At 37.8% G+C, this 20,729-nt stretch carries 19 protein-coding genes and 1 tRNA gene; 7 read left to right on the top strand and 13 right to left on the bottom strand.

From position 1 onward, the window contains the following. Nucleotides 1-794: 794 nt before the first annotated feature. The 13 genes from H8S07_RS09710 to dnaA form a co-directional block, all read right to left on the bottom strand. Nucleotides 795-882, bottom strand: a tRNA-Ser gene (locus H8S07_RS09710). A 187-nt stretch (nucleotides 883-1,069) separates the two neighbouring features. Beyond that, nucleotides 1,070-1,783 carry a lysophospholipid acyltransferase family protein gene (locus tag H8S07_RS09715; protein WP_186855945.1) on the bottom strand — a complete coding sequence of 238 codons (714 nt, stop codon included), beginning with the start codon at nucleotides 1,781-1,783 and terminating at the stop codon, nucleotides 1,070-1,072. A gap of 152 nt (nucleotides 1,784-1,935) precedes the next feature. Beyond that, nucleotides 1,936-3,435: a DUF4153 domain-containing protein gene (locus H8S07_RS09720; RefSeq protein ID WP_186855946.1), complete on the bottom strand. Its 1,500-nt coding sequence runs from the start codon at nucleotides 3,433-3,435 to the stop codon at nucleotides 1,936-1,938. A gap of 32 nt (nucleotides 3,436-3,467) precedes the next feature. Further along, nucleotides 3,468-3,992: a hypothetical protein gene (locus H8S07_RS09725; RefSeq protein ID WP_186855947.1), complete on the bottom strand. Its 525-nt coding sequence runs from the start codon at nucleotides 3,990-3,992 to the stop codon at nucleotides 3,468-3,470. A gap of 1 nt (nucleotide 3,993) precedes the next feature. Then, complete coding sequence (locus H8S07_RS09730) at nucleotides 3,994-4,200, bottom strand: helix-turn-helix domain-containing protein (protein ID WP_186855948.1); 207 nt, start codon at nucleotides 4,198-4,200, stop codon at nucleotides 3,994-3,996. Nucleotides 4,201-4,211: 11 nt separating this feature from the next. After that, nucleotides 4,212-4,661, bottom strand: a complete 450-nt coding sequence (locus tag H8S07_RS09735; protein ID WP_021859831.1) for a DUF2975 domain-containing protein — start codon at nucleotides 4,659-4,661, stop codon at nucleotides 4,212-4,214. Between the two features lie 248 nt (nucleotides 4,662-4,909). Next, on the bottom strand, nucleotides 4,910-5,356 hold the full coding sequence (locus H8S07_RS09740; protein ID WP_021859830.1) for a C-GCAxxG-C-C family protein: 447 nt from the start codon (nucleotides 5,354-5,356) through the stop codon (nucleotides 4,910-4,912). A gap of 305 nt (nucleotides 5,357-5,661) precedes the next feature. Next, nucleotides 5,662-8,187: a DNA gyrase subunit A gene (gene gyrA / locus H8S07_RS09745; RefSeq protein WP_186855949.1), complete on the bottom strand. Its 2,526-nt coding sequence runs from the start codon at nucleotides 8,185-8,187 to the stop codon at nucleotides 5,662-5,664. Between the two features lie 16 nt (nucleotides 8,188-8,203). Then, nucleotides 8,204-10,138: a DNA topoisomerase (ATP-hydrolyzing) subunit B gene (gyrB, locus tag H8S07_RS09750; RefSeq protein ID WP_186855950.1), complete on the bottom strand. Its 1,935-nt coding sequence runs from the start codon at nucleotides 10,136-10,138 to the stop codon at nucleotides 8,204-8,206. 10 nt (nucleotides 10,139-10,148) lie between these two features. Further along, nucleotides 10,149-11,234: a DNA replication/repair protein RecF gene (recF, locus tag H8S07_RS09755; RefSeq protein ID WP_117538469.1), complete on the bottom strand. Its 1,086-nt coding sequence runs from the start codon at nucleotides 11,232-11,234 to the stop codon at nucleotides 10,149-10,151. Beyond that, on the bottom strand, nucleotides 11,224-11,433 hold the full coding sequence (locus H8S07_RS09760) for an RNA-binding S4 domain-containing protein (protein WP_021859826.1): 210 nt from the start codon (nucleotides 11,431-11,433) through the stop codon (nucleotides 11,224-11,226). Before H8S07_RS09760 ends, recF begins: the two co-directional genes overlap by 11 nt. A gap of 11 nt (nucleotides 11,434-11,444) precedes the next feature. Continuing rightward, complete coding sequence (dnaN, locus tag H8S07_RS09765; protein WP_118520816.1) at nucleotides 11,445-12,554, bottom strand: DNA polymerase III subunit beta; 1,110 nt, start codon at nucleotides 12,552-12,554, stop codon at nucleotides 11,445-11,447. Nucleotides 12,555-12,841: 287 nt separating this feature from the next. Beyond that, nucleotides 12,842-14,236, bottom strand: coding sequence for a chromosomal replication initiator protein DnaA (gene dnaA, locus H8S07_RS09770; protein ID WP_186855951.1), 1,395 nt, complete (start codon nucleotides 14,234-14,236; stop codon nucleotides 12,842-12,844). Between the two features lie 407 nt (nucleotides 14,237-14,643). On the opposite strand from dnaA, the gene rpmH reads away from it, so the two are divergent. From rpmH to mnmG, 7 genes are all read left to right on the top strand, one after another. Beyond that, the gene (rpmH, locus tag H8S07_RS09775) at nucleotides 14,644-14,778 is read left to right on the top strand and encodes a 50S ribosomal protein L34 (RefSeq protein WP_021859823.1); all 135 of its coding nucleotides are present in this window, start codon (nucleotides 14,644-14,646) and stop codon (nucleotides 14,776-14,778) included. A 49-nt stretch (nucleotides 14,779-14,827) separates the two neighbouring features. Further along, complete coding sequence (rnpA, locus tag H8S07_RS09780) at nucleotides 14,828-15,163, top strand: ribonuclease P protein component (RefSeq protein WP_021859822.1); 336 nt, start codon at nucleotides 14,828-14,830, stop codon at nucleotides 15,161-15,163. 11 nt (nucleotides 15,164-15,174) lie between these two features. Next, nucleotides 15,175-15,387: a membrane protein insertion efficiency factor YidD gene (gene yidD / locus H8S07_RS09785; RefSeq protein ID WP_021859821.1), complete on the top strand. Its 213-nt coding sequence runs from the start codon at nucleotides 15,175-15,177 to the stop codon at nucleotides 15,385-15,387. 29 nt (nucleotides 15,388-15,416) lie between these two features. Further along, a complete protein-coding gene (locus tag H8S07_RS09790; RefSeq protein WP_021859820.1) occupies nucleotides 15,417-16,478 on the top strand; it encodes a YidC/Oxa1 family membrane protein insertase in 1,062 nt (353 codons plus the stop codon). An 11-nt stretch (nucleotides 16,479-16,489) separates the two neighbouring features. After that, the gene (gene jag / locus H8S07_RS09795) at nucleotides 16,490-17,338 is read left to right on the top strand and encodes an RNA-binding cell elongation regulator Jag/EloR (RefSeq protein WP_117538470.1); all 849 of its coding nucleotides are present in this window, start codon (nucleotides 16,490-16,492) and stop codon (nucleotides 17,336-17,338) included. 81 nt (nucleotides 17,339-17,419) lie between these two features. Beyond that, entirely contained in the window at nucleotides 17,420-18,841 is a 1,422-nt protein-coding gene (mnmE, locus tag H8S07_RS09800; RefSeq protein WP_118288804.1) for a tRNA uridine-5-carboxymethylaminomethyl(34) synthesis GTPase MnmE, read from the top strand. After that, the gene (gene mnmG / locus H8S07_RS09805; protein ID WP_118288805.1) at nucleotides 18,807-20,717 is read left to right on the top strand and encodes a tRNA uridine-5-carboxymethylaminomethyl(34) synthesis enzyme MnmG; all 1,911 of its coding nucleotides are present in this window, start codon (nucleotides 18,807-18,809) and stop codon (nucleotides 20,715-20,717) included. Before mnmE ends, mnmG begins: the two co-directional genes overlap by 35 nt. The last annotated feature ends 12 nt before the right edge of the window (nucleotides 20,718-20,729 follow it).

Raw genomic sequence — 20,729 nt, forward strand, 5'->3', positions numbered from 1 at the left:
TCCGATTTGACTCGGATTTAAAATCAAGTTCGTTCCAGTTCAAGAAAACTACTAGCTTTCTTATCCCTTTTACTGTTTTAAGGTTGACATTGAACACTTAATGAGGTCTTTCACGAATTCAGTGTGAAAGTCGTTCGACAGAGTCGAACTTCATTTTGTTCTTTGTCCGTTCTGAATATTCTCTTAAGAATTTTCAGGGTTGTTGTCTATTGTTTAATTATCAAGGTTCTTATCTGTTGTCTCATCGACAGCTATATTAGATTATCACATCTTCAAGCGTTTGTCAACAACTTTTTAAATTTATTTTGCTATTCGTTTGAACCGTTGTTCTTGCGAGTCAGCTTAGATATAATACCATTTACACAATTACATGTCAATAGTTTTAGTAATTTTTTTTACACTTTTTTACATTTTCTTTTCTAATACTACACAAAGTATTAATTTAATGCTTTTATACTATATATAGGTCTTTATATTCCCATATCATAACTGTACACTCTACATTCTTACTTCTTATTTTATATATCTTTTCACATTATATTTTTGTAACACAATTTTTTCCATTCGATTATTTATAATAATACATATAATATTATATTTTCTATAGCTTTCATTTTATTTGCCATTATAATTAATGATGCTTTCTCTGTTAAATAATAAAACCGGTAAAATAGAAAACACTCTGCGAGTTTTATTCGCTGATTAGCGGTCGACAAATGCTGTCATAAAAGCATGGCGTATTTTTCTCATTGCCATAACAAAAAATCGCAATTCAATGAATTGCGATTTTCTTACGGAGAAAGAGGGATTTGAACCCTCGCGCCGGTCACCCGACCTACACCCTTAGCAGGGGCGCCTCTTCAGCCTCTTGAGTATTTCTCCAGCACGCATTATTATACTAGAGTTAATGTTTATTGTCAATATAGTATTTCCATTTTTTTATTTTTTCTCAATTATCTCATTGTGAAACTAAATAAGCCCTTTTTACTTTCCCATTTGTAAAACCAACTTCTACTCTTTTTCTTCACTTCGTAGAAAAACAAGTTTCTTTACGTTGCACTATTTCTATTTAAAATCCAGCTTCTCTAATTGTATTCTGAATTCTTTCTCTGACTAGCGCTGCTATTTCTTTTGTATTCATATCTTTATAATCTTCATTATAAAGAGGTTTCAGAAAATGTACCTGAACTGTTACCTGACTTGTAGTATTTGTGTCAAATGGTTTAAATGAATCTATTAATGCTACCGGAACGATTGGGCATTTCGCTTTTGTAGCAGCTTTAAAGCTTCCACCTTTAAACTCCAGAAGCTCATTTCCATTTTTAGATCTTGTTCCTTCTGGGAAAATTAAATAGTTTCTTCCCTTTTTTACTTCATTTGTTACATTGATAATTACCTGAAGTGATTGCTTAATGTCATCTCGATCTATCATATATGCTTTCATACAGGCAAATACTTGTTTCAAAAACTGAATGTTCGCAATTTCCTTCTTAGCTACAACTGAAAATGGCTTCGGGCATACATCCAGAATAGCCAATACATCATAAAGCCCCTGATGATTCGGAAAGAACATAAATCCATTTTCATCCGGAATATTTTCCACACCGTATGCATCAATCGTAACGTTTCCACCTTTATTTGCTCTGTGAGTAATATACTTTAGTAACTCGTAATGTTGTTCTTCTTTGTATTTATCCACATGTGATGCATGATAGCACAATCTTATCCACATATAAGGAACTAGAAACAGATTCCGAAATACCATCATTATGATCCTTTTCATTGTAAACTCCTCTCCTTATTCGTTTCCCCACTGTTGGGGAATATTATCTATTTTAGTATAATGTTTTGTGGATAAAATGTAAAGTTAGTAAAAAAGGGACGGGGATTTTTTTAAAAGTGCCAGGTGCATGTCCAAAAGGGGACGGGGATTTTCTAAAAAATCCCCGTCCCCTTTTGGAAGTTTTCTACTGCTTTTTTCGCTTTATATCTTCCTAAATTCCAATTTCTTAAATTTAGATCACTTTGGTCTTTTTTCACTCCCCGGAAATATTCCGCCAGTACATCTTTTACATTATCTATGTCTTCACTGTCCAGATCTTCCGATTTCAGATCTGCTAATACAGGAGCAGCATCTTCTGACCACATATCTGTCAGCTCTGCTATATCATTAAATTTCAGTTTTTTATTTTCTGCCTGTATATGAGCAATGTTATATTTTGAAATCATCCAGTCCGGTTGGCTGAATGACAAAAAAATATATAATCCAAATGCAATCACCATTGTATAGCGAAACATTGGAAAGTTTCTTTTATATATCGAAATCACGACGCCACACATAATAAGTCCAAGTACCAACAATGACCATAATACAAGTATTCTTAAAAATGTAAGATGATAAACTCCGATATAAAGTAACATCCGGTATGCCGCTGAAATGATCATTATAAATGTACAACTGCAGACTATGGTTAGTATAATATTTAAAATTTTATTTTCTTTGAATATATAAAGGCATAATATAACAATTATAAAATTAAGTGCACTGACAAACAATAACTGCCAGAAGCCGCCTCTTGCATATTCCGCATAGGTTGTATTTGCCGGAAGACCTTTTTGCACTCCGATGAATAGATAAAAAATCTGTATTATACAATATAATACATAAATTGCGCTGATGATTCCTGTGAATGTGATCGCAATTACTGCATTTCCTTTTTTCTTCTTTTCTTTATCCGTTTCCGCAAAATTTTTCTTGCTTGCTGTATAGAAAAATGTGTAGCATAAATGTACACCTGCTATAAATAAAACGATATATCCAGGTACCATGCCTATTTTTATATGCTTTAATACATTTCCAAATATCCCTGCAAATATTGCATCCGAACTGAGCAGCACCGGAAATATGATGAGAAGCAACAATGCTGCAATTACTATTCCAACTAAAACTGCAATCAACATATTTTTCTTTTTTGCTTTATCTTCTCCGGTGTGATCTCTTGTTAGATATCTTACTCCTCCAACATACAGGGCTGGCGTACTTTCGATCATTCCAATTCCAAGTAAAATGATTCGTTTCAGATAGCCGCCGAAATTCCAGCTTGTATCATCATAAAACTGATGCAGCATAAATACGGTTAATAAAATTGCTGTTCCTACCCAGTTGAAAAATATAAAAAAGTACGATGTTGTACATGCAGTTGATATTCCTAAAAGCAACATTCCTGTTATGTATATCCAGGAATCCTTTTTTAATTTCAGACCCAGTTTCTTTAAAAAGATTTTTATAAAAATAATTGTGATTCCGATGCATATTGGAAATGTGATTCCGGAAATATTTTCATACAATGATACTGTGAAAATAATTCCATATAATAAACTTAATGCTGCAAAAAACGGATATTCTTCTTTTATTTTTTCAATATATCGATCCATATTAAACGCTCCTTCAATATCCACAATCTTAATTACCAATTTTCGTAAAAATATACAATTGTATGAATTTCATCATTGGCTGCCCATCCACATACATAACCATGATTCCATTCGTATTCTTTTTCTTGTGTTCCACTACATTTTACAAAACTATATGTCCACTTTACTTTTGTTTTCGGCACATGGAATTTTTCAAAGAAAGTTGTTGGAAGATAATATTTACCTTTGGTGACAAATGAACCATCTTCCGCTGCATATCTTATCTCTTTATCTTCCACTTTACATTTTTCTGTAGTTCTCTTTTTTAATTTCTTGATCCAACTTGTATAACTATCCTTGTCAAATTGCAATAACAGGCAAAATTCCGGAGATTCAAGTAACGAACTTTCGTATACATCTGTCTTCACTGCTTCTTCTGGAATCTTCTCTGGGAAACTTTCTGATACTTCTCCGCCATATGTCTTAATAATGCTATTGTAATTTGTTTTATAAATACCCAATAGAACAGCAAAAAAGAATATTACAATTAAAATGGACGAAATTAATTTCTTTCGCATATTACTCCTTCGTATACTCGATAATATCTCCTGGCTGGCAGTCGAGCTCTCTGCAGATAGCTTCTAATGTTGTAAAACGAATTGCCTTTGCCTTATTATTTTTCAAAATTGACAGATTTGCCGGCGTAATGTTAATTTTATTTGCCAGTTCAACAAGCCCGATTCCTTTTTGTGCCATCATTACATCCAAATGTACTTTAATTCCCATTGTGACACCCCCTAAATCGTAAAATCATTTTCTTCTTTGTATGCGATTGCCTGATTGAATACACATGCAAGTACCTGACTGAACAGAGCTGCGATAAAGAAAACGATTATAATTACAAGTGCCGCCGGTGTCGGATTGAAAAATAGTTTTATAATCCATAAAATTGTAATTCCAAAACTTAATCTTGCCATATGTCTGAGGTTCGTTACATTAGCGGTTACAAAACACTCTTCTTCCATTACGGTTTTCATCATTCTGCGGAGTTCATATATGATCGTCACTCCAAGGATTCCTGATATTCCGAAAATAATAAGCATTGGTATATACTGATTCATAAATACCTCAATCTTGAACTTTGCAAGATATCGTAAACTGATTGGCAATGTCAGAATTACAATAATTCCACTTACAAACATTACATCCAGAATATGTTTTGTAAATTTAACTATCTTTGTATTCATAATTAGATTGCTCCTTCTTACTTTATTTTCTATAAAATAACATATAGTTTATTGTTTTTCAATATGTATTTATTGTTTTTCAATATTTTTTTATCTTTTTTCGATATTTAGAGGGTGGATTTTTGGTAAATAGCTTTTTTATATTTTTATATTCAACAAAAAAGACCTACCTCTGCAGGTAAGCCTTTTTTATACTCGCTTCTTAAATTTATCTTTGCTAAAAAGTGTAACTTTAATCTTTCCAGAATCTATGCTTCCAGTTCACGCAGAATAATTTCTGCTGTTTTCTTTACAGTTGCTGCTACAAAATCTGTACACTGTGCCTTACGTTCCGGAGAATTTTTCTCTTTTCCTTTTGTAAGTACACGACAACAGGTTGCTCCGCAATATTCTTTGAAGAAATCATGTAATTCATTTGTCAGGGCAAAACATTTGTTGATCTTTGGATCTCCCGGTGTGGTACGTCCAAAGAAATACCCGATCATCATTGTTGCTCCGGCAAGCGCTCCGCATATACAGCCGCCTCCTCCAAGTCCCCATGGAAATCCTGAGCTCATCGCAATTGCATCATCCGACATATCCAGATCAAAATTCTTGCGGATAGCATAGATCAGCGATTCTGAACAGGCGAACCCCTGATTGAAAATCTCTACTGCATCCTTCTGTAATTGCTCCATATTAATATCCGTATTCATAATAACGACCTCCTTTAGTTTCCTCTTTTTATCTTACATCATTATTGATAAAAATTCTACGAAAATAAAATGTTCTCTTCCTTTCACTCTATTTTCACAGATTTTATGTACTATTATGACAATCAGGGAATATTAAGAGGCGAAGTCCCATAACAACACTGTAGTGGAATCCAGATTCCAGAGGATTTTTGCAGAATATAACAGCAGTCATAATAAAATAAATAAAACTGACGTACTTCAGATCTTCCTGAGATTCTTTCTGCAGATACGTCAGTTTTTCTATTTACTTAATCAATATAATATTTCTATTCTTCAGATGTATCGTTTTCTGTTACATCTGCTTCTTCAGATTCGGAAGTGCTCTCCTGCTCCTCCTCAGAATCGTCCTCGTCGCCTTTTCTTACTTTCGCAATACTTGCAACGATGTCTTTATCTTTAAGATTGATGAGCTTCACTCCAGATGTAATTCTTCCAAGTACGGAAATTCCTTCACACTTCATACGGATGATAATTCCTTCCGTATTGATGATCATGATCTCATCTTCTTCGTTGACAGCTTTTACGCCAACTACGTTACCGGTCTTTTCTGTGATCTTATAGCATTTCACACCTTTACCGCCACGGTTCTGTGGTGTAAATTCATCCATGTCAGTACGTTTTCCCATACCTTTTTCAGATACAAACAGAAGCTCACTTCCCTGGGAATCTAACTGCATACCGATGACTTCATCTCTGTCAGAAAGATTCATTCCGCGTACTCCCATAGATGTTCTTCCGGTAGAACGGACATCTGTTTCTTTGAAACGGATACACTGACCATACTTGGTAACAAGCAGGATATCCTGATTATTGTCTGTGTATTTTACTTCAATCAATTCATCTTCTTCACGAAGAGTGATTGCTGCAAGACCTGTCTTTCTTACATTTGCATAATCTGTAATAGGCGTCTTCTTAACAAGACCTTTCTTCGTAGCCATGAACAGATACTCACCTTCTCTGTACTCCTCAATCGGAATGACAGCACTGATCTTCTCACCCGGCATCAACTGCAGCAGATTGATGATCGCAGTTCCTCTTGAAGTACGGGAAGCTTCCGGGATTTCATAGCCTTTCAGACGGTAAACTCTTCCGGTATTTGTAAAGAACATGATGTAATGATGTGTATGCGTCATAAACAGTTCTTCTACATAATCTTCATCCAGTGTCTGCATTCCCTTGATACCTTTACCACCACGGTTCTGTGCTTTGAATGTATCATTGGACATTCTCTTGATATATCCTAATTTGGTCATTGTAATAACAACATCTTCTCTTGGAATCAGATCTTCCATGGAAATATCAAATTCATCAAATCCGATGGATGTTCTTCTCTCATCACCGTATTTATCACGGATAACAAGAATCTCTTCTTTGATCACGCCAAGAAGTAACTTTCTGTCAGCAAGGATTGCTTTTAATCTGCTGATCTGCTCCATCAGTTCTTTGTATTCAGCTTCAATCTTCTCTCTTTCCAGACCTGTCAGCGCACGCAGACGCATATCTACGATTGCCTGTGCCTGTACTTCGGAAAGTCCGAACCGTTCAATCAACTCTGCTTTGGCGATCTGGACATTCTGCGAGCCTCGGATGATATTGATTACTTCATCGATATTATCAAGTGCGATCAGCAGTCCTTTTAAAATATGTGCTCTTTCTTCTGCTTTGTTTAACTCATACTGTGTACGTCTTGTCACTACTTCTTCCTGATGATTCAGGTAGTGATTTAACATCTCAAGAAGATTCATGACTTTTGGCTGGTTGCCGACAAGTGCCAGCATGATCACACCAAAAGTATCCTGTAACTGTGTATGTTTGTATAACTGATTCAGGATGACATTTGCATTGACATCTCTTCTGAGTTCAATGACAATTCTCATTCCTTCACGGCTGGACTGGTCACTCAGATCTGTAATTCCATCGATTCTCTTATCTCTGACCATCTCTGCTATTTTCTCAATCAGTCTCGCTTTATTTACCATAAACGGAAGTTCCGTTACAATAATACGGCTCTTGCCATTTGGCATAGCCTCAATATCTGTGATTGCTCTGACACGTATCTTGCCACGGCCGGTACGATATGCTTCCTCGATTCCTCTTGTTCCAAGGATCATACCGCCTGTCGGGAAATCCGGTCCTTTGATGATTTTCAGGATCTCTTCAATCGTTGTCTCTTCTCTGTCTTCGATCTGATCATCAATGATCTGAACAACTGCATTGATGACTTCTTTCAGGTTATGCGGCGGAATATTTGTTGCCATACCTACCGCAATACCGGAAGTACCATTTACCAGAAGATTCGGAAATCTTGCCGGAAGTACTGTCGGCTCCTTCTCTGTCTCATCAAAGTTCGGCGCAAAATCAACGGTATTCTTGTTGATATCTGCTGTCAGTTCCATGGAAATCTTACTTAATCTTGCCTCTGTGTATCGCATGGCGGCTGCACCGTCACCGTCTACAGAACCAAAGTTTCCATGACCGTCTACGAGTGGATATCTGGTAGACCACTCCTGTGCCATATTAACAAGTGCTCCGTAAATAGAACTGTCACCGTGCGGGTGATATTTACCCATGGTCTCACCAACGATACGAGCACATTTTCTGTGTGGTTTATCAGGACCATTACCCAGGTCATTCATAGAATATAAAATTCTTCTCTGTACCGGTTTCAGACCGTCTCTTACATCCGGAAGTGCACGTGAAGCAATAACGCTCATCGCATAGTCAATGTAAGATGTTTCCATTGTTTTTTTCAAATCCACTTCATGGACTTTGTCAAAAATATTATCTTCCATTTATCCTTTTCCTTTCCTACACGTCCAAATTCTTCACGTATTGTGCATTTTCTTCGATAAACTCACGTCTTGGCTCTACTTTATCTCCCATCAGGGTTGTAAATGTCAGATCCAGTTCACTTGTTGTCTCTTCATCCATCTTAACTTTCAAAAGTATTCTCTGCTGCGGATCCATTGTTGTTTCCCAGAGCTGTTCTGCATCCATCTCTCCAAGACCTTTGTAACGCTGAATCTTGTTGTTTCCGTCTCGTCCAACTTCCTGCAGGATACTGTCTAATTCTTCATCGCTGTATGCGTACCATACTTTTTTGTTCTTCTCCAGCTTATAAAGCGGCGGCTGCGCCAGATATACATATCCTTCTTTGATCAGATCCGGCATAAAACGATACAGGAATGTCAGAAGCAGTGTACTGATATGTGCACCGTCAACATCGGCATCTGTCATAATGATGATCTTGTGATAACGCAATTTTGAAATATCAAAATCATCATGGATACCTGTACCAAATGCAGTGATCATTGCCTTGATCTCGGCATTGCCATAAATCTTGTCCAGTCTTGCTTTCTCAACATTCAGAATCTTACCTCGCAGTGGAAGGATTGCCTGTGTCGCACGGTCTCTCGCTGTCTTCGCAGAACCGCCGGCAGAGTCTCCCTCTACGATATATATCTCACAGTTTTTCGGATCTTTGTCAGAACAGTCAGCCAGTTTACCGGGAAGCGACATACCGTCTAAAGCAGATTTTCTTCTCGTAAGATCTCTTGCTTTTCTTGCTGCTTCTCTTGCACGCTGCGCCATCACAGATTTCTCGACTGTCATCTTTGCCACAGATGGATTCTGCTCCAGATAAATCTCAAGCTGTTTGCTTACAACACTGTCAACGGCACCTCTTGCTTCACTGTTACCTAATTTCTGCTTTGTCTGTCCTTCAAACTGTGGATCTTCGATTTTTACACTGATGATTGCAGTCAGTCCTTCACGGATATCTTCGCCGGACAGATTCGGCTCGCTGTCTTTTAGTAATTTATTCTTTCTTGCATAATCATTAAATGTCTTTGTAAGTGCATTACGGAAACCAACTACATGGGTTCCTCCTTCCGGAGTCGTAATGTTATTTACAAATCCATACGTATTATCGCTGTAAGAATCATTGTGCTGCATTGCAACTTCCACAGATACATTGTTGACATTTCCTTCGCAGTAAATGATATCTTCATACAGCGGAGTCTTGCTCTTATTCAGATATTTTACAAATTCGCGGATACCACCTTCGTAGTGGAATGTCCGTTCTATCGTTTCTTCTTCCGGACGTTCATCTCTTAATACAATCTTCAGTCCGGCTGTTAAAAATGCCATCTCGCGGAAACGCTGTTTTAAAATATCATACTCAAAAACAGTCTCTTCAAAAATCGTATCATCCGGTAAAAATGTAACCTTTGTTCCCGTCTTTTCCGGAGCACAGGAACCGATCACTTCCAGCTTCTGAACGACTTTTCCTTTCTCATAGCGCTGTTTATAAACCTTGCCTTCTTTACAGATTTCAACTTCCAGCCAGTTGGAAAGCGCATTTACGACAGAGGCTCCTACACCATGAAGCCCACCGGATACTTTGTATCCTCCACCGCCGAATTTACCACCGGCATGCAGCACGGTAAATACAACTTCAACTGCAGGAAGACCCGCTTTATGATTGATTCCGACAGGGATTCCACGTCCATTATCTACAACGGTAATCGAATTATCTTTATTAATGCTCACAAAAATCGTGTCACAGAATCCTGCAAGTGCCTCATCTACGGCATTGTCTACAATCTCGTATACGAGATGATGTAAACCTCTCGATGATGTACTTCCGATATACATTCCGGGACGCTTTCTGACAGCTTCAAGCCCTTCCAGTATCTGGATTTCATCTGCACCATATTCGTGCTGTACTTTTTCTGTACTCATTCTATTCCTCCTAGTTTTCTTTCTTTACCTGTCCGCTCTGGACATGGAATACTTTATTTATAGAAAATCGATGATTTACAAACTCATCCATCCCCGTACAGGTAATGAGCGTCTGTATATCATGAATACTATCCAGTAAATAGTTTTGCCTATGTTTATCAAGTTCAGACAATACATCATCCAGTAAAAGAACCGGCGTATCATGAATCGACTGTTTTACCAGCTCTATTTCTGATAATTTGAGGGACAATGCCGCAGTCCGTTGCTGTCCCTGGGAACCGTATTTACGAATATCGATATCGCCGATCATAAATGCAATATCATCCCGGTGCGGACCTACAGATGTGCTTCTGATACGCAAATCTTTTTCTTTGTTCTTGTTCAGCGCCTGCTCCAGCGTCAGATAGCTATTGCTTGGCTCATATAAAATCCGGATGGATTCTTTTCCTCCGGTCAGTTTGTTATGGATTCCGGAAATGATCTCATTCATCTGTTCTACAAATTCCTGCCTTCTCTGAATGATCAGATTGCCATAATGAACAAGCTGCATATCCCAGATATCCAGTGTTTTCAGTACATCACTGTTGTATGCCGCCTCTTTCAGCAGATGATTCCGCTGATTCACAATTCTGTTATAATTTGCAAGATTGCTCAGATATACTTTATCCAGCTGAGAAAGTTCCAGATCCACAAACCTTCTTCTCTCTCCGGGACCATTTTTAATAATATTCAGATCTTCCGGCGAGAAAAATACAATATTGACAATTCCGAATAATTCACTGGCTTTTCTGATCGGCATCTTATTGATCGCAATTCCTTTTGGACTGTTCTTCTTCAGATGCATGTCGATCTGATAATTAATGCCGTTCTTCTCTACAACTGTCTCAATGTGGGACTCATTCTGTTCAAAACGAATCAGATCCTTGTCTTTGGCTCCTCTGTGGGATTTTGTTGTTCCAGAAAGATAGACAGCCTCTAAGATATTTGTCTTTCCCTGGGCATTATCACCGTAAAAGATGTTTGTTGCTTTGTCAAATTCAAGAGATAACAGCTCATAATTTCTGAAATTTTTAAGCTTTAAAGACTCAATCTTCAATTCTTATCTCTTCTCCATCAAATAATACCATATCCCCGGCATATAATTTTCTGCCGCGTCTGGTATCTGTTTCTCCATTTACTGTTACGAGTCCTTCTGTGATTACTTCTTTTGCTTCCACTCCGGACTCAACAAGACCGGCAGCTTTCAGTGCCTGTCCGAGTTTAATATATTCATCTCTCAGTCTTATAACTTCCATCTTTTCACCTCTTAACCAGCCGCATTAAAGTTTACCGGAAGAATCAGGTAAATATAAGTCTCATTGTCATCCTTGATGAAGCACGGAGCTTTCGCATTCATCAGATAAAGTGTTACTTCCTCGTCATCAATAACTCTTAATGCATCAATCAGAAACTTCGGATTGAATCCGATCAACAGATCCTTACCTTCTTTGTTGATCATAATCTCTTCATTCATGGAGCCAATCTGCGATTTGATCTTCAGTTCCATGATCTCATCACCAATATTGATGATAATTGGCTTCTTATCACCTTCTTTGACGAGAAGAGTAGCACGGTCAATACAGTTTAACAATTCTTTTTTGTTAATTCTGACCTTAGTATCATAATCGCTGGACAGCATCTGATCAATTTTAAAATATTCTCCCTCCAGAAGTCTGGATACAACAACTGTATTATCAAACTCAAATACAATGTGATTGCTTGTGTAAGAAATATTTACTTTGCTTTCAGCTTCTCCGGATAAAATCTTACTGATCTCGATCAGTGTCTTACCTGGAACAACAAGTTTCTTGTCTGTAACATCTGCATTCAGAGCAATCTTACGGATGGAGATACGGTGCCCATCCAGAGATACAACCCGAAGCATATTATTCTTAATCTCAAAGAGTTCTCCTGTCATCAGTTTATTACTGTCAGAATCAGCAATAGAGAAAATAGTCTGTCTGATTACTTCTTTCAGCGTAAACTGTGATACTTCGATCGATTCGTCTTTTTCGATGATTGGAAGATAAGAAAATTCATCGCCCGGTTTACCGGAAATATTGAATTTTGCTTTCTCGCAGACAATCGTAGTCTGTAAAGATTCGTCTGTTTCGATAATGACATCACTGTCTGGAAGTTTTCTTACGATTTCGGAGAAAAACTTCGCGTCAATAGCGATCATACCTCTTTCGATGATCTCACCTTCTATGTCTGTCTGGATACCAAGTTCCATATCGTTGGCAGTCAGACGGATAATATCTGTTGTAGCATCGATCAATACACATTCAAGGATTGACATTGTTGTTTTTGAAGGTACCGCTTTTGAAACAATGCTAACTCCTTTTACAAGATTACTTTTCGTACAAACAATTTTCATGTGTGTAAAACTCCTTTCGCGGTGCGCAATATATATTATGTCTATGAAATGCTTCCGTATCCGTCGCCTTAGGGGGTGTGGAAAAGGGGAAAACCCCTTCAAGCCCTCTGTTTATCGGCGTTTCCGGAATTAAAAACTCTGTGGATTTCGATGAGAATTCATGGGGATTGCATTGGGATAAAAAAATTCTATCCACCGCGTTGGTTAAAAATCCACATATAATCCCATAATTATCCACAACTATATGAAAGTTATCCCAAGCCAGTCCACATAATAATTCACATAAACTAAGCCGGATTGATTTTCTTCTTAATGATATTGACAGTATTTGCCAGTGTTTCGTCGGTTTCCATCTCGGATTCTACCTTTTCAATACCGTATTTGATAGTAGAATGGTCCTTTCCACCAAAAATAGCACCAATTGCTTTTAAAGAAAGCTCTTTGGTAGACATCGTACGCATCAGATACATCGCTACCTGACGAGGATTGGCAATTTCTGCGTTTCTTTTTTTGCTCTTAAGATCAGCAATACTGATATTGAAGTGATCTGCAACAATATCCAGTATGAGTTCCGGTGTAACTTCTCGGTTATTATCAGAAGAAATAATATCTTTCAATGCTTCGGCAGCGAGAGATATGTCAATCGTTCCTTCATTATTATTCAGTCTGTAAAGAGCAATCAGTTTATTAAGAGAACCTTCCAGTTCTCGGATATTTGTCTTGATATTTGTGGCAATGTACTGGATTACATCTAATGGGATGTTGTATTTTTCAAGCTTGTCCAGTTCGATCTTCTTCTGAAGGATTGCCATACGTGTCTCATAATCCGGAGAAGAAATATCTGCAAGCATACCCATCTCAAAACGGGAGCGCAGTCTGGCTTCCAGTGTCTCGATATCCCTTGGCGGGCGGTCACTGGAGATAATGATCTGCTTTCCGGAAGTATGTAAATGATTAAAAGTATGAAAAAACTCTTCCTGCGTACTTTCTTTACCAATAATAAACTGGATGTCATCGATTAACAGTACATCAATATTCCGGTACTTTTCGCGGAACTTTGTCATAGAAGATTCGTTGCCGGATGATTTACCGTTCTTTAATGATTCAATCAGTTCATTCGTAAATGTCTCACTTGTTACATATAAAATCTTTTTCTTTGGATTCTGATCTAAAATAAAATGTGCAATGGAATGCATCAGATGAGTCTTTCCCAGTCCGACACCTCCGTAGAGAAATAGAGGATTATAAACCTGTCCCGGCGATTCCGCTACCGCAACGGAAACTGCATGGGCGAAACTGTTATTTCCGCCTACAACAAAAGTGTCAAAAGTGTACTTAGGATTCAGCCCGGCTCTTTCGGCTACGGACTTCGTACGTTTCTTTTGACTTGCTTCAACTGCCATATTCTGTATTTCATTCAATCGGTCATCATCTTCGGATATGAAAGAAACTTCGTATTCTTCTCCTGTGATTTCAGCAATGCATACCTTCAAAGGAAGAAGATATTTTTTTTCAATGTATTCAACACTTGAATTCATATTTACCATAATAAATACAGTGTTGTTGATGACATCATATACTTTCAGCGGTTTAATCCATGTCGAGAATGATACATTGGATAATTCGTGTTCCACGCGCAAATGTTCTATTATTTGCGGCCATTTTTCCTCTACTGTGTTCATTTTATAAAACTCCTAATCTTCTATATACTCTATTATAGTTTACATCAAAATGGGGGATTAGGCAACGTTTAATCAATGTGGATAACTAATTTCCCCCTTGAAAACGGCATATTTGCGTTCGATTTGTGGAAAAAAAAGTTAAAATCCACAAGTTATCCACTGAAATCCACAAAGTTTTCCACATTTAGTGGATAATTCCATGATAAATAAGTTCTTACCTATTTATATAAGGCGAAGTGAAAAATGTGGAATACCGGCATATTTATCCCCATTAACTAAAATACAAAGAAAAAGTCTATAAACTCGCAGGTTTTGCTTGACGTAAAGGAATTTTATGAATATAATAAAAAATGATGTCTATAGAAAACTGAGGGATAACCCTTAAAAATATAAGGAGGTGGATATCAATGAAAATGACATTCCAGCCAAAAAAGAGACAAAGAGCTAAAGTTCATGGTTTCAGATCAAGAATGAGCACTGCAGGCGGAAGAAAAGTTCTTGCAGCAAGAAGAGCAAAAGGAAGAAAGAAATTATCAGCGTAGGCCGCATATATGTGGCCTTTTCTTCTCTCAAAATTAGGAGAAAATGAAAATGAAATATTCCGAATCATTAAAAAAAAACAGGGATTTCCGTTTAGTATATAAGGAAGGAAAATCCTGTGCAAACAAATATCTGGTCATGTATATTCGAGAGAATCATTCAGATGTAAACAGATTGGGAATATCTGTAAGTAAAAAAGTTGGAAATAGTATAGTACGTCATAGAATAACGAGATTAATTAGAGAGAGTTATCGACTACAAGAAGAGCACTTCAAGTGTGGATGGGATCTGGTTGTAATTGCTAGAGCCGGTGCGAAAGGAAAAACATATCGAGAAATAGAGAGCGCATTGATCCATCTTGGAACTCTTCATGAATTATATATATGAGGTAGCGTGTTATGAAAAGAATTCTGTTGGCATATATCAGATTCTATCAGAAATATTTATCGAACCTCAAAGGATCATCGACCTGTAAATATTATCCGACCTGCTCCTGTTATGCAAAAGAAGCAATTGAAAAATACGGAGCATGGAAAGGCGGAAGACTTGCGTTATGGAGAATATTGAGATGCAATCCATTTTCAAAGGGAGGCGTTGATCCAGTTCCATAAAAAATGTAGTTACGATGGAGGAAGAACGAATGACTGTAAGTTTACTGACTGCAGCAAACTGGCCGCTCGTAGGACAGTTATGCTGGCTATTAGGTAAAGTAATGAGTTTTATCTATGACTTCTTAGATAAGGCTCTGCCCTCAGATAATGGGCTTGTAGGATTATCAATTATCATCTATACGATTCTGGTATATACTTGTATGCTTCCATTGACGATCAATCAGCAGAGATCATCTAAAATGATGGCTGTGATCAACCCGGAAGTACAGAAAATTCAGAAAAAGTATAAAAACAAAAAAGATCAGGCTTCTATGATGAAGCAGCAGGAAGAAATCCAGCAGGTATATGACAAATATGGAACTTCCATGATGGGAGGATGCCTTCCGCTGTTAATCCAGATGCCGTTCCTGTTTGCATTATATCCGGTTATTTATAATATTCAGCAGTATGTACCGGCAATCAAAGGAGCTCCGGCTGCAGTAAACAGATTTATCACAATACCGGATCTTACCGTATCTCCGGCTGCTATGCTGAAGAACAGTGGATCATACGGAATGCCGGCAATTGTGATCATGATCACGGCAATCGTGCTTCCGCTTCTTTCAGCCGGAACACAGTATGTAAGTATGAAACTGTCCCAGGCAATTTCCGGACAGCAGCAGATGGATAAAGATAATCCGATGGCAGGAACTATGAAGACAATGAATATGACAATGCCTCTGTTCTCTGTATTCATGGTATTTACATTGCCGACTGGTATCGGTATTTACTGGATCATCAGTGCGTTAGTACGTTGTGTACAGCAGGTATTTATCAACAAACACCTGCAGAAGATGTCTGTTGAAGATCTGGTAGAAAAGAATAAAGAAAAAGCAGAAAAGAAACGTGCAAAGAGAAGCGAGAAAGCAGAGAAGATCAATGCAATGGCTCAGATGAATACGAAAAACATTTCTGAGAAATCAAGTCTGGGTGTTTCTGATGCTGAAAAAGAGAAAAAGCTTGAAAAAGCAAGAAAGAATGCAGCGAATGCAAAAGAAGGAAGTCTTGCAGCGAAAGCCAATATGGTTAGAAAATTCAATGAGGACAAATAGGGGGCGCTATTATGGACGGTTACATTACTGTATCAGCTAAAACATTGGATGATGCGATTACAGAAGCATTGATCCAGCTTGGTGTGACAAGTGATCATTTAGATTACGAAGTAATTGAGAAAGGAAGTGCCGGATTTCTTGGAATCGGCATGAAGCAGGCAGTAATAAAGGCGCGCAGAAAACAAGAGGAACCTGTAGAGGAACCGGTTGTTGAAGAAGTAGAAGAAAAGCCTGTTAAAAAAGAAGTAAAAGAATTTAAAGAAGAGAAAAAAGATTTTCATAAAAAAGAATTCCACAAAAAAGAGCATGTGAAAAAAGATAATTTCAAAAAAGAGGCTCCAAAGAAGGAATTCGTGAAAAAAGAAGTTCCGAAGAGAGAAGTTGAACTTGCTCCTGTTGAAGATGCAACAAAAGAAGCATGTGTGAAATTTGTAAAAGATGTACTCGCTGCAATGGATATGAACGATGTTGAAGTGAAAGCAGAGATTGATGAAGAAGGTGCTCTGAGCATCACGATGGACGGAAAGAATATGGGTATTCTGATTGGAAAACGTGGACAGACACTGGATTCCCTGCAGTATCTTACAAACAGAGTTGCAAACAAAATGCAGGATGGTTATGTCAGAGTAAAACTCGATACAGAAGATTACAGAAGAAGAAGAAAACAGACATTAGAAAATCTTGCAAAGAACATTGCAAGCAAAGTAAAGAGAACAAGAAGATCTGTTTCTCTTGAGCCGATGAATCCTTATGAAAGAAGAATTATTCATTCTGCTCTTCAGTCTGATTCTGCTGTATCTACACATAGCGAAGGTGAAGAACCGTACAGAAGAGTTGTAGTAACATTGGTAAGAAGATAAAGAAAGAAAAAATAGGGGTTTTGATGACCTCTATTTTTTATATAACGAAAAATGCAATTTTATGTTATTAGGAGGAATTCGATGAATTATAATGAGCAGACCACTATTGCTGCTATTTCAACGGCTATGAGTAATTCCGGAATCGGTATTGTACGAATGACAGGAGAAGATTCTGTTGAAATTGCAGATCGTATTTATCGTGGAAAAAAGAATAAAAAGCTTAGTGGGCAGATGTCACATACCATTCATTATGGCTATATATGCGATGGTGACGAGGTGATCGATGAAGTCCTTGTAATGCTGATGCGTGGTCCACATACTTATACAGGAGAAGATACTGTGGAAATCAACTGCCATGGCGGTGTGTATGTGGTGAAAAAAGTGCTAGAGACAGTGATCAAATATGGAGCAAGACCGGCGGAACCAGGTGAATTTACAAAAAGAGCATTTTTAAATGGAAAAATGGATCTTTCCCAGGCAGAGGCAGTAGGAGATCTGATTACTGCTCAGAATGAATATGCATTGAAAAGTTCTGTTAGCCAGTTGAAAGGAAATGTAAAAGAGAAGATTTCAAATATCAGACAGAAAATTATTTATCATACTGCATTTATTGAAACAGCGTTAGATGATCCGGAACATATCAGTGTGGATGGATACGGAGAAAAGTTGAAAGTAACAGTGGACGAACTGATCGGTGATATCAGACATCTGTTGGACACATGTGATGATGGAAGAATTCTGAAAGAGGGTGTGAATACTGTAATTTTGGGAAAACCGAATGCCGGAAAATCATCGCTTATGAATGCATTTCTTGGGGAAGACAGAGCAATTGTAACGGATATTGCCGGTACAACAAGAGATGTACTGGAAGAACATATCAATTTGCAGGGAATTTCTCTGAATATCATGGATACTGCAGGAATCCGTGATACAGAAGACATTGTTGAGAAGATTGGTGTAGATAAAGCAATCAATTATGCAAAAGATGCGGATCTGATTTTATTTGTAATTGACGCGTCATCTGAACTTGATGAAAATGATATCGAGATTCTGAAGATGATACAGGGAAAACAGGCAATTATCTTGCTAAATAAGTCAGATTTAGATATGATAGTTACGAAAAAAGTAATTGAAAATAAAGTGAATGAATTACAGCCTGTAAATTCGAGTGAGACAGAAAATCATAATCCGATCATTGAAGTTTCTGCGAAAGAGAAGAGTGGAATTGCGGAGTTTGAGCAGATTTTAAAAGACATGTTCTATGATGGAAAACTGACATTTAATGACGAGATTTATATTACAAATGTTCGTCAGAAAACAGCACTTCAGGAAGCGTACAGATCACTTCAGAAGGTAAATGAAAGTATTGAAATGGGAATGCCGGAAGATTTTTATTCCATTGATCTGTTAGATGCATATGAATCACTCGGCAGTATCACAGGCGAGACAATAGGAGAGGATCTTGTAAATGAAATATTCAGCAAATTCTGTATGGGAAAATAAAGATCAATATGATGTAGCAGTGATCGGGGCCGGTCATGCAGGGTGTGAGGCGGCTCTGGCGTGTGCACGACTTGGTTTTCGTACAATTGTATTTACTGTCAGTGTAGACAGTATTGCACTTATGCCGTGCAATCCGAATATTGGAGGAAGTTCTAAGGGACACCTTGTAAAAGAAGTGGATGCACTCGGTGGAGAGATGGGGAAAGTCATTGACCAGACATTTATCCAGTCCAAAATGCTAAACAAATCCAAAGGACCTGCAGTACATTCACTGCGTGCACAGGCTGATAAGAATGAATACAGCAAAACGATGCGCCAGGTTCTGGAAAATCAGGAGAATCTGGAGATTAAGCAGGCCGAGATTGTGAATATTCTTACTGAAAATGATGAAGTGACAGGAGTTCAGTTGTATTCTGGGATGATTTACCGGTGCAAAGCTGTTATTTTATGTACAGGAACTTATTTGAAATCACGCTGTGTTTACGGTGATGTGAGCATGAGTACAGGACCAAATGGATTACAGTCAGCAAATTATCTTACGGATTGTCTGAAAGAGCTTGGAATTAAGATGTATCGTTTTAAAACGGGAACACCGGCGAGAATTGACAAAAATTCCATTGATTTCAGTAAAATGGAAGAGCAGTTTGGTGATGAGAGAATTGTTCCGTTTTCATTTACAACAAATCCAAACGATGTGCAGATTGATCAGGCATCTTGCTGGCTGACTTATACAAATGAAGAGACTCATCGGATCATTCGTGAAAATCTCGATCGTTCACCACTATATTCGGGAATGATAGAGGGAACAGGACCAAGATATTGTCCTTCAATTGAAGATAAGGTTGTAAAATTTGCCGATAAAAATCGTCATCAGGTATTTATCGAGCCGGAAGGACTTGGAACAAATGAGATGTATGTAGGTGGAATGTCCAGTTCGTTGCCAGAAGATGTGCAATATGCGATGTACAGATCAGTTCCGGGACTTGAAAATGCAAAAATTGTTCGAAATGCATATGCAATTGAATATGATTGTATTGACGGAAGACAGTTAAAACCGTCTCTTGAATTCAAAAATATTCATGGGCTGTTCAGTGCCGGACAGTTTAATGGAAGTTCAGGATATGAAGAAGCAGCGGCACAGGGAATTGTTGCAGGTATTAATGCAGCGAGAATGTTACAAGGAAAAGAACCAATGATTTTGGACCGTTCAGAGGCGTATATTGGTGTGCTGATCGATGATATTGTTACAAAAGAAAGTCATGAGCCATATCGTATGATGACATCAAGAGCAGAATACAGATTACTGCTTCGTCAGGATAATGCAGATCAGAGGTTAACAAAAAAAGGTTACGAAGTCGGTCTGATCAATGAAGAAAGATATCAGCGTTTACTGAAAAAAGAAGAGTTGATTAAAAACGAAATAGAACGTGTAGAACATGCAAATGTCGGCGCAAATGAGAAAGTACAGACATTATTAAAAGAATGTGGAAGTACACCACTTTCTTCTGGTTCCACAATTGCGGAACTGATCCGAAGACCAGAGCTGACATATGATATGTTAAAGCCGATTGATAATGCAAGACCGGATTTTCCGAAAAATCTTGCAGAAGAAGTAGCAGAGCAGGTTAATATTTGCATTAAGTATGCTGGATATATTACAAGACAGATGCGACAGGTAGAGCAGTTTAAGAAGCTGGAACGTAAGAAAATACCGGAAGATATTGATTATGATAAAGTAAACAGTTTGCGTATCGAGGCGATTCAGAAGCTGAAAGAACACAGACCAGCATCAATCGGACAGGCATCCAGAATTTCCGGAGTATCTCCGGCAGACATATCAGTTCTGTTAATATACCTTGGAGGGGTATATAAGTAGCATGGTAGCTGT

The organism is Dorea hominis (genome assembly GCF_014287705.1).
GTDB lineage: Bacteria > Bacillota > Clostridia > Lachnospirales > Lachnospiraceae > Dorea_D > Dorea_D hominis.

What these genes read in the sequence shown, in the direction of transcription:
- jag (WP_117538470.1), top strand. Translation starts at nt 16,490, where the DNA reads ATGGACGGTTACATTACTGTATCAGCTAAAACATTGGATGATGCGATT.
- yidD (WP_021859821.1), top strand. Translation starts at nt 15,175, where the DNA reads ATGAAAAGAATTCTGTTGGCATATATCAGATTCTATCAGAAATATTTA.
- mnmE (WP_118288804.1), top strand. Translation starts at nt 17,420, where the DNA reads ATGAATTATAATGAGCAGACCACTATTGCTGCTATTTCAACGGCTATG.
- H8S07_RS09735 (WP_021859831.1), bottom strand. Translation starts at nt 4,661, where the DNA reads ATGAATACAAAGATAGTTAAATTTACAAAACATATTCTGGATGTAATG.
- gyrA (WP_186855949.1), bottom strand. Translation starts at nt 8,187, where the DNA reads ATGGAAGATAATATTTTTGACAAAGTCCATGAAGTGGATTTGAAAAAA.
- rnpA (WP_021859822.1), top strand. Translation starts at nt 14,828, where the DNA reads ATGAAATATTCCGAATCATTAAAAAAAAACAGGGATTTCCGTTTAGTA.
- H8S07_RS09790 (WP_021859820.1), top strand. Translation starts at nt 15,417, where the DNA reads ATGACTGTAAGTTTACTGACTGCAGCAAACTGGCCGCTCGTAGGACAG.
- H8S07_RS09715 (WP_186855945.1), bottom strand. Translation starts at nt 1,783, where the DNA reads ATGAAAAGGATCATAATGATGGTATTTCGGAATCTGTTTCTAGTTCCT.
- gyrB (WP_186855950.1), bottom strand. Translation starts at nt 10,138, where the DNA reads ATGAGTACAGAAAAAGTACAGCACGAATATGGTGCAGATGAAATCCAG.
- mnmG (WP_118288805.1), top strand. Translation starts at nt 18,807, where the DNA reads ATGAAATATTCAGCAAATTCTGTATGGGAAAATAAAGATCAATATGAT.
- rpmH (WP_021859823.1), top strand. Translation starts at nt 14,644, where the DNA reads ATGAAAATGACATTCCAGCCAAAAAAGAGACAAAGAGCTAAAGTTCAT.
- H8S07_RS09720 (WP_186855946.1), bottom strand. Translation starts at nt 3,435, where the DNA reads ATGGATCGATATATTGAAAAAATAAAAGAAGAATATCCGTTTTTTGCA.
- H8S07_RS09730 (WP_186855948.1), bottom strand. Translation starts at nt 4,200, where the DNA reads ATGGGAATTAAAGTACATTTGGATGTAATGATGGCACAAAAAGGAATC.
- H8S07_RS09760 (WP_021859826.1), bottom strand. Translation starts at nt 11,433, where the DNA reads ATGGAAGTTATAAGACTGAGAGATGAATATATTAAACTCGGACAGGCA.
- H8S07_RS09725 (WP_186855947.1), bottom strand. Translation starts at nt 3,992, where the DNA reads ATGCGAAAGAAATTAATTTCGTCCATTTTAATTGTAATATTCTTTTTT.
- H8S07_RS09740 (WP_021859830.1), bottom strand. Translation starts at nt 5,356, where the DNA reads ATGAATACGGATATTAATATGGAGCAATTACAGAAGGATGCAGTAGAG.
- dnaN (WP_118520816.1), bottom strand. Translation starts at nt 12,554, where the DNA reads ATGAAAATTGTTTGTACGAAAAGTAATCTTGTAAAAGGAGTTAGCATT.
- dnaA (WP_186855951.1), bottom strand. Translation starts at nt 14,236, where the DNA reads ATGAACACAGTAGAGGAAAAATGGCCGCAAATAATAGAACATTTGCGC.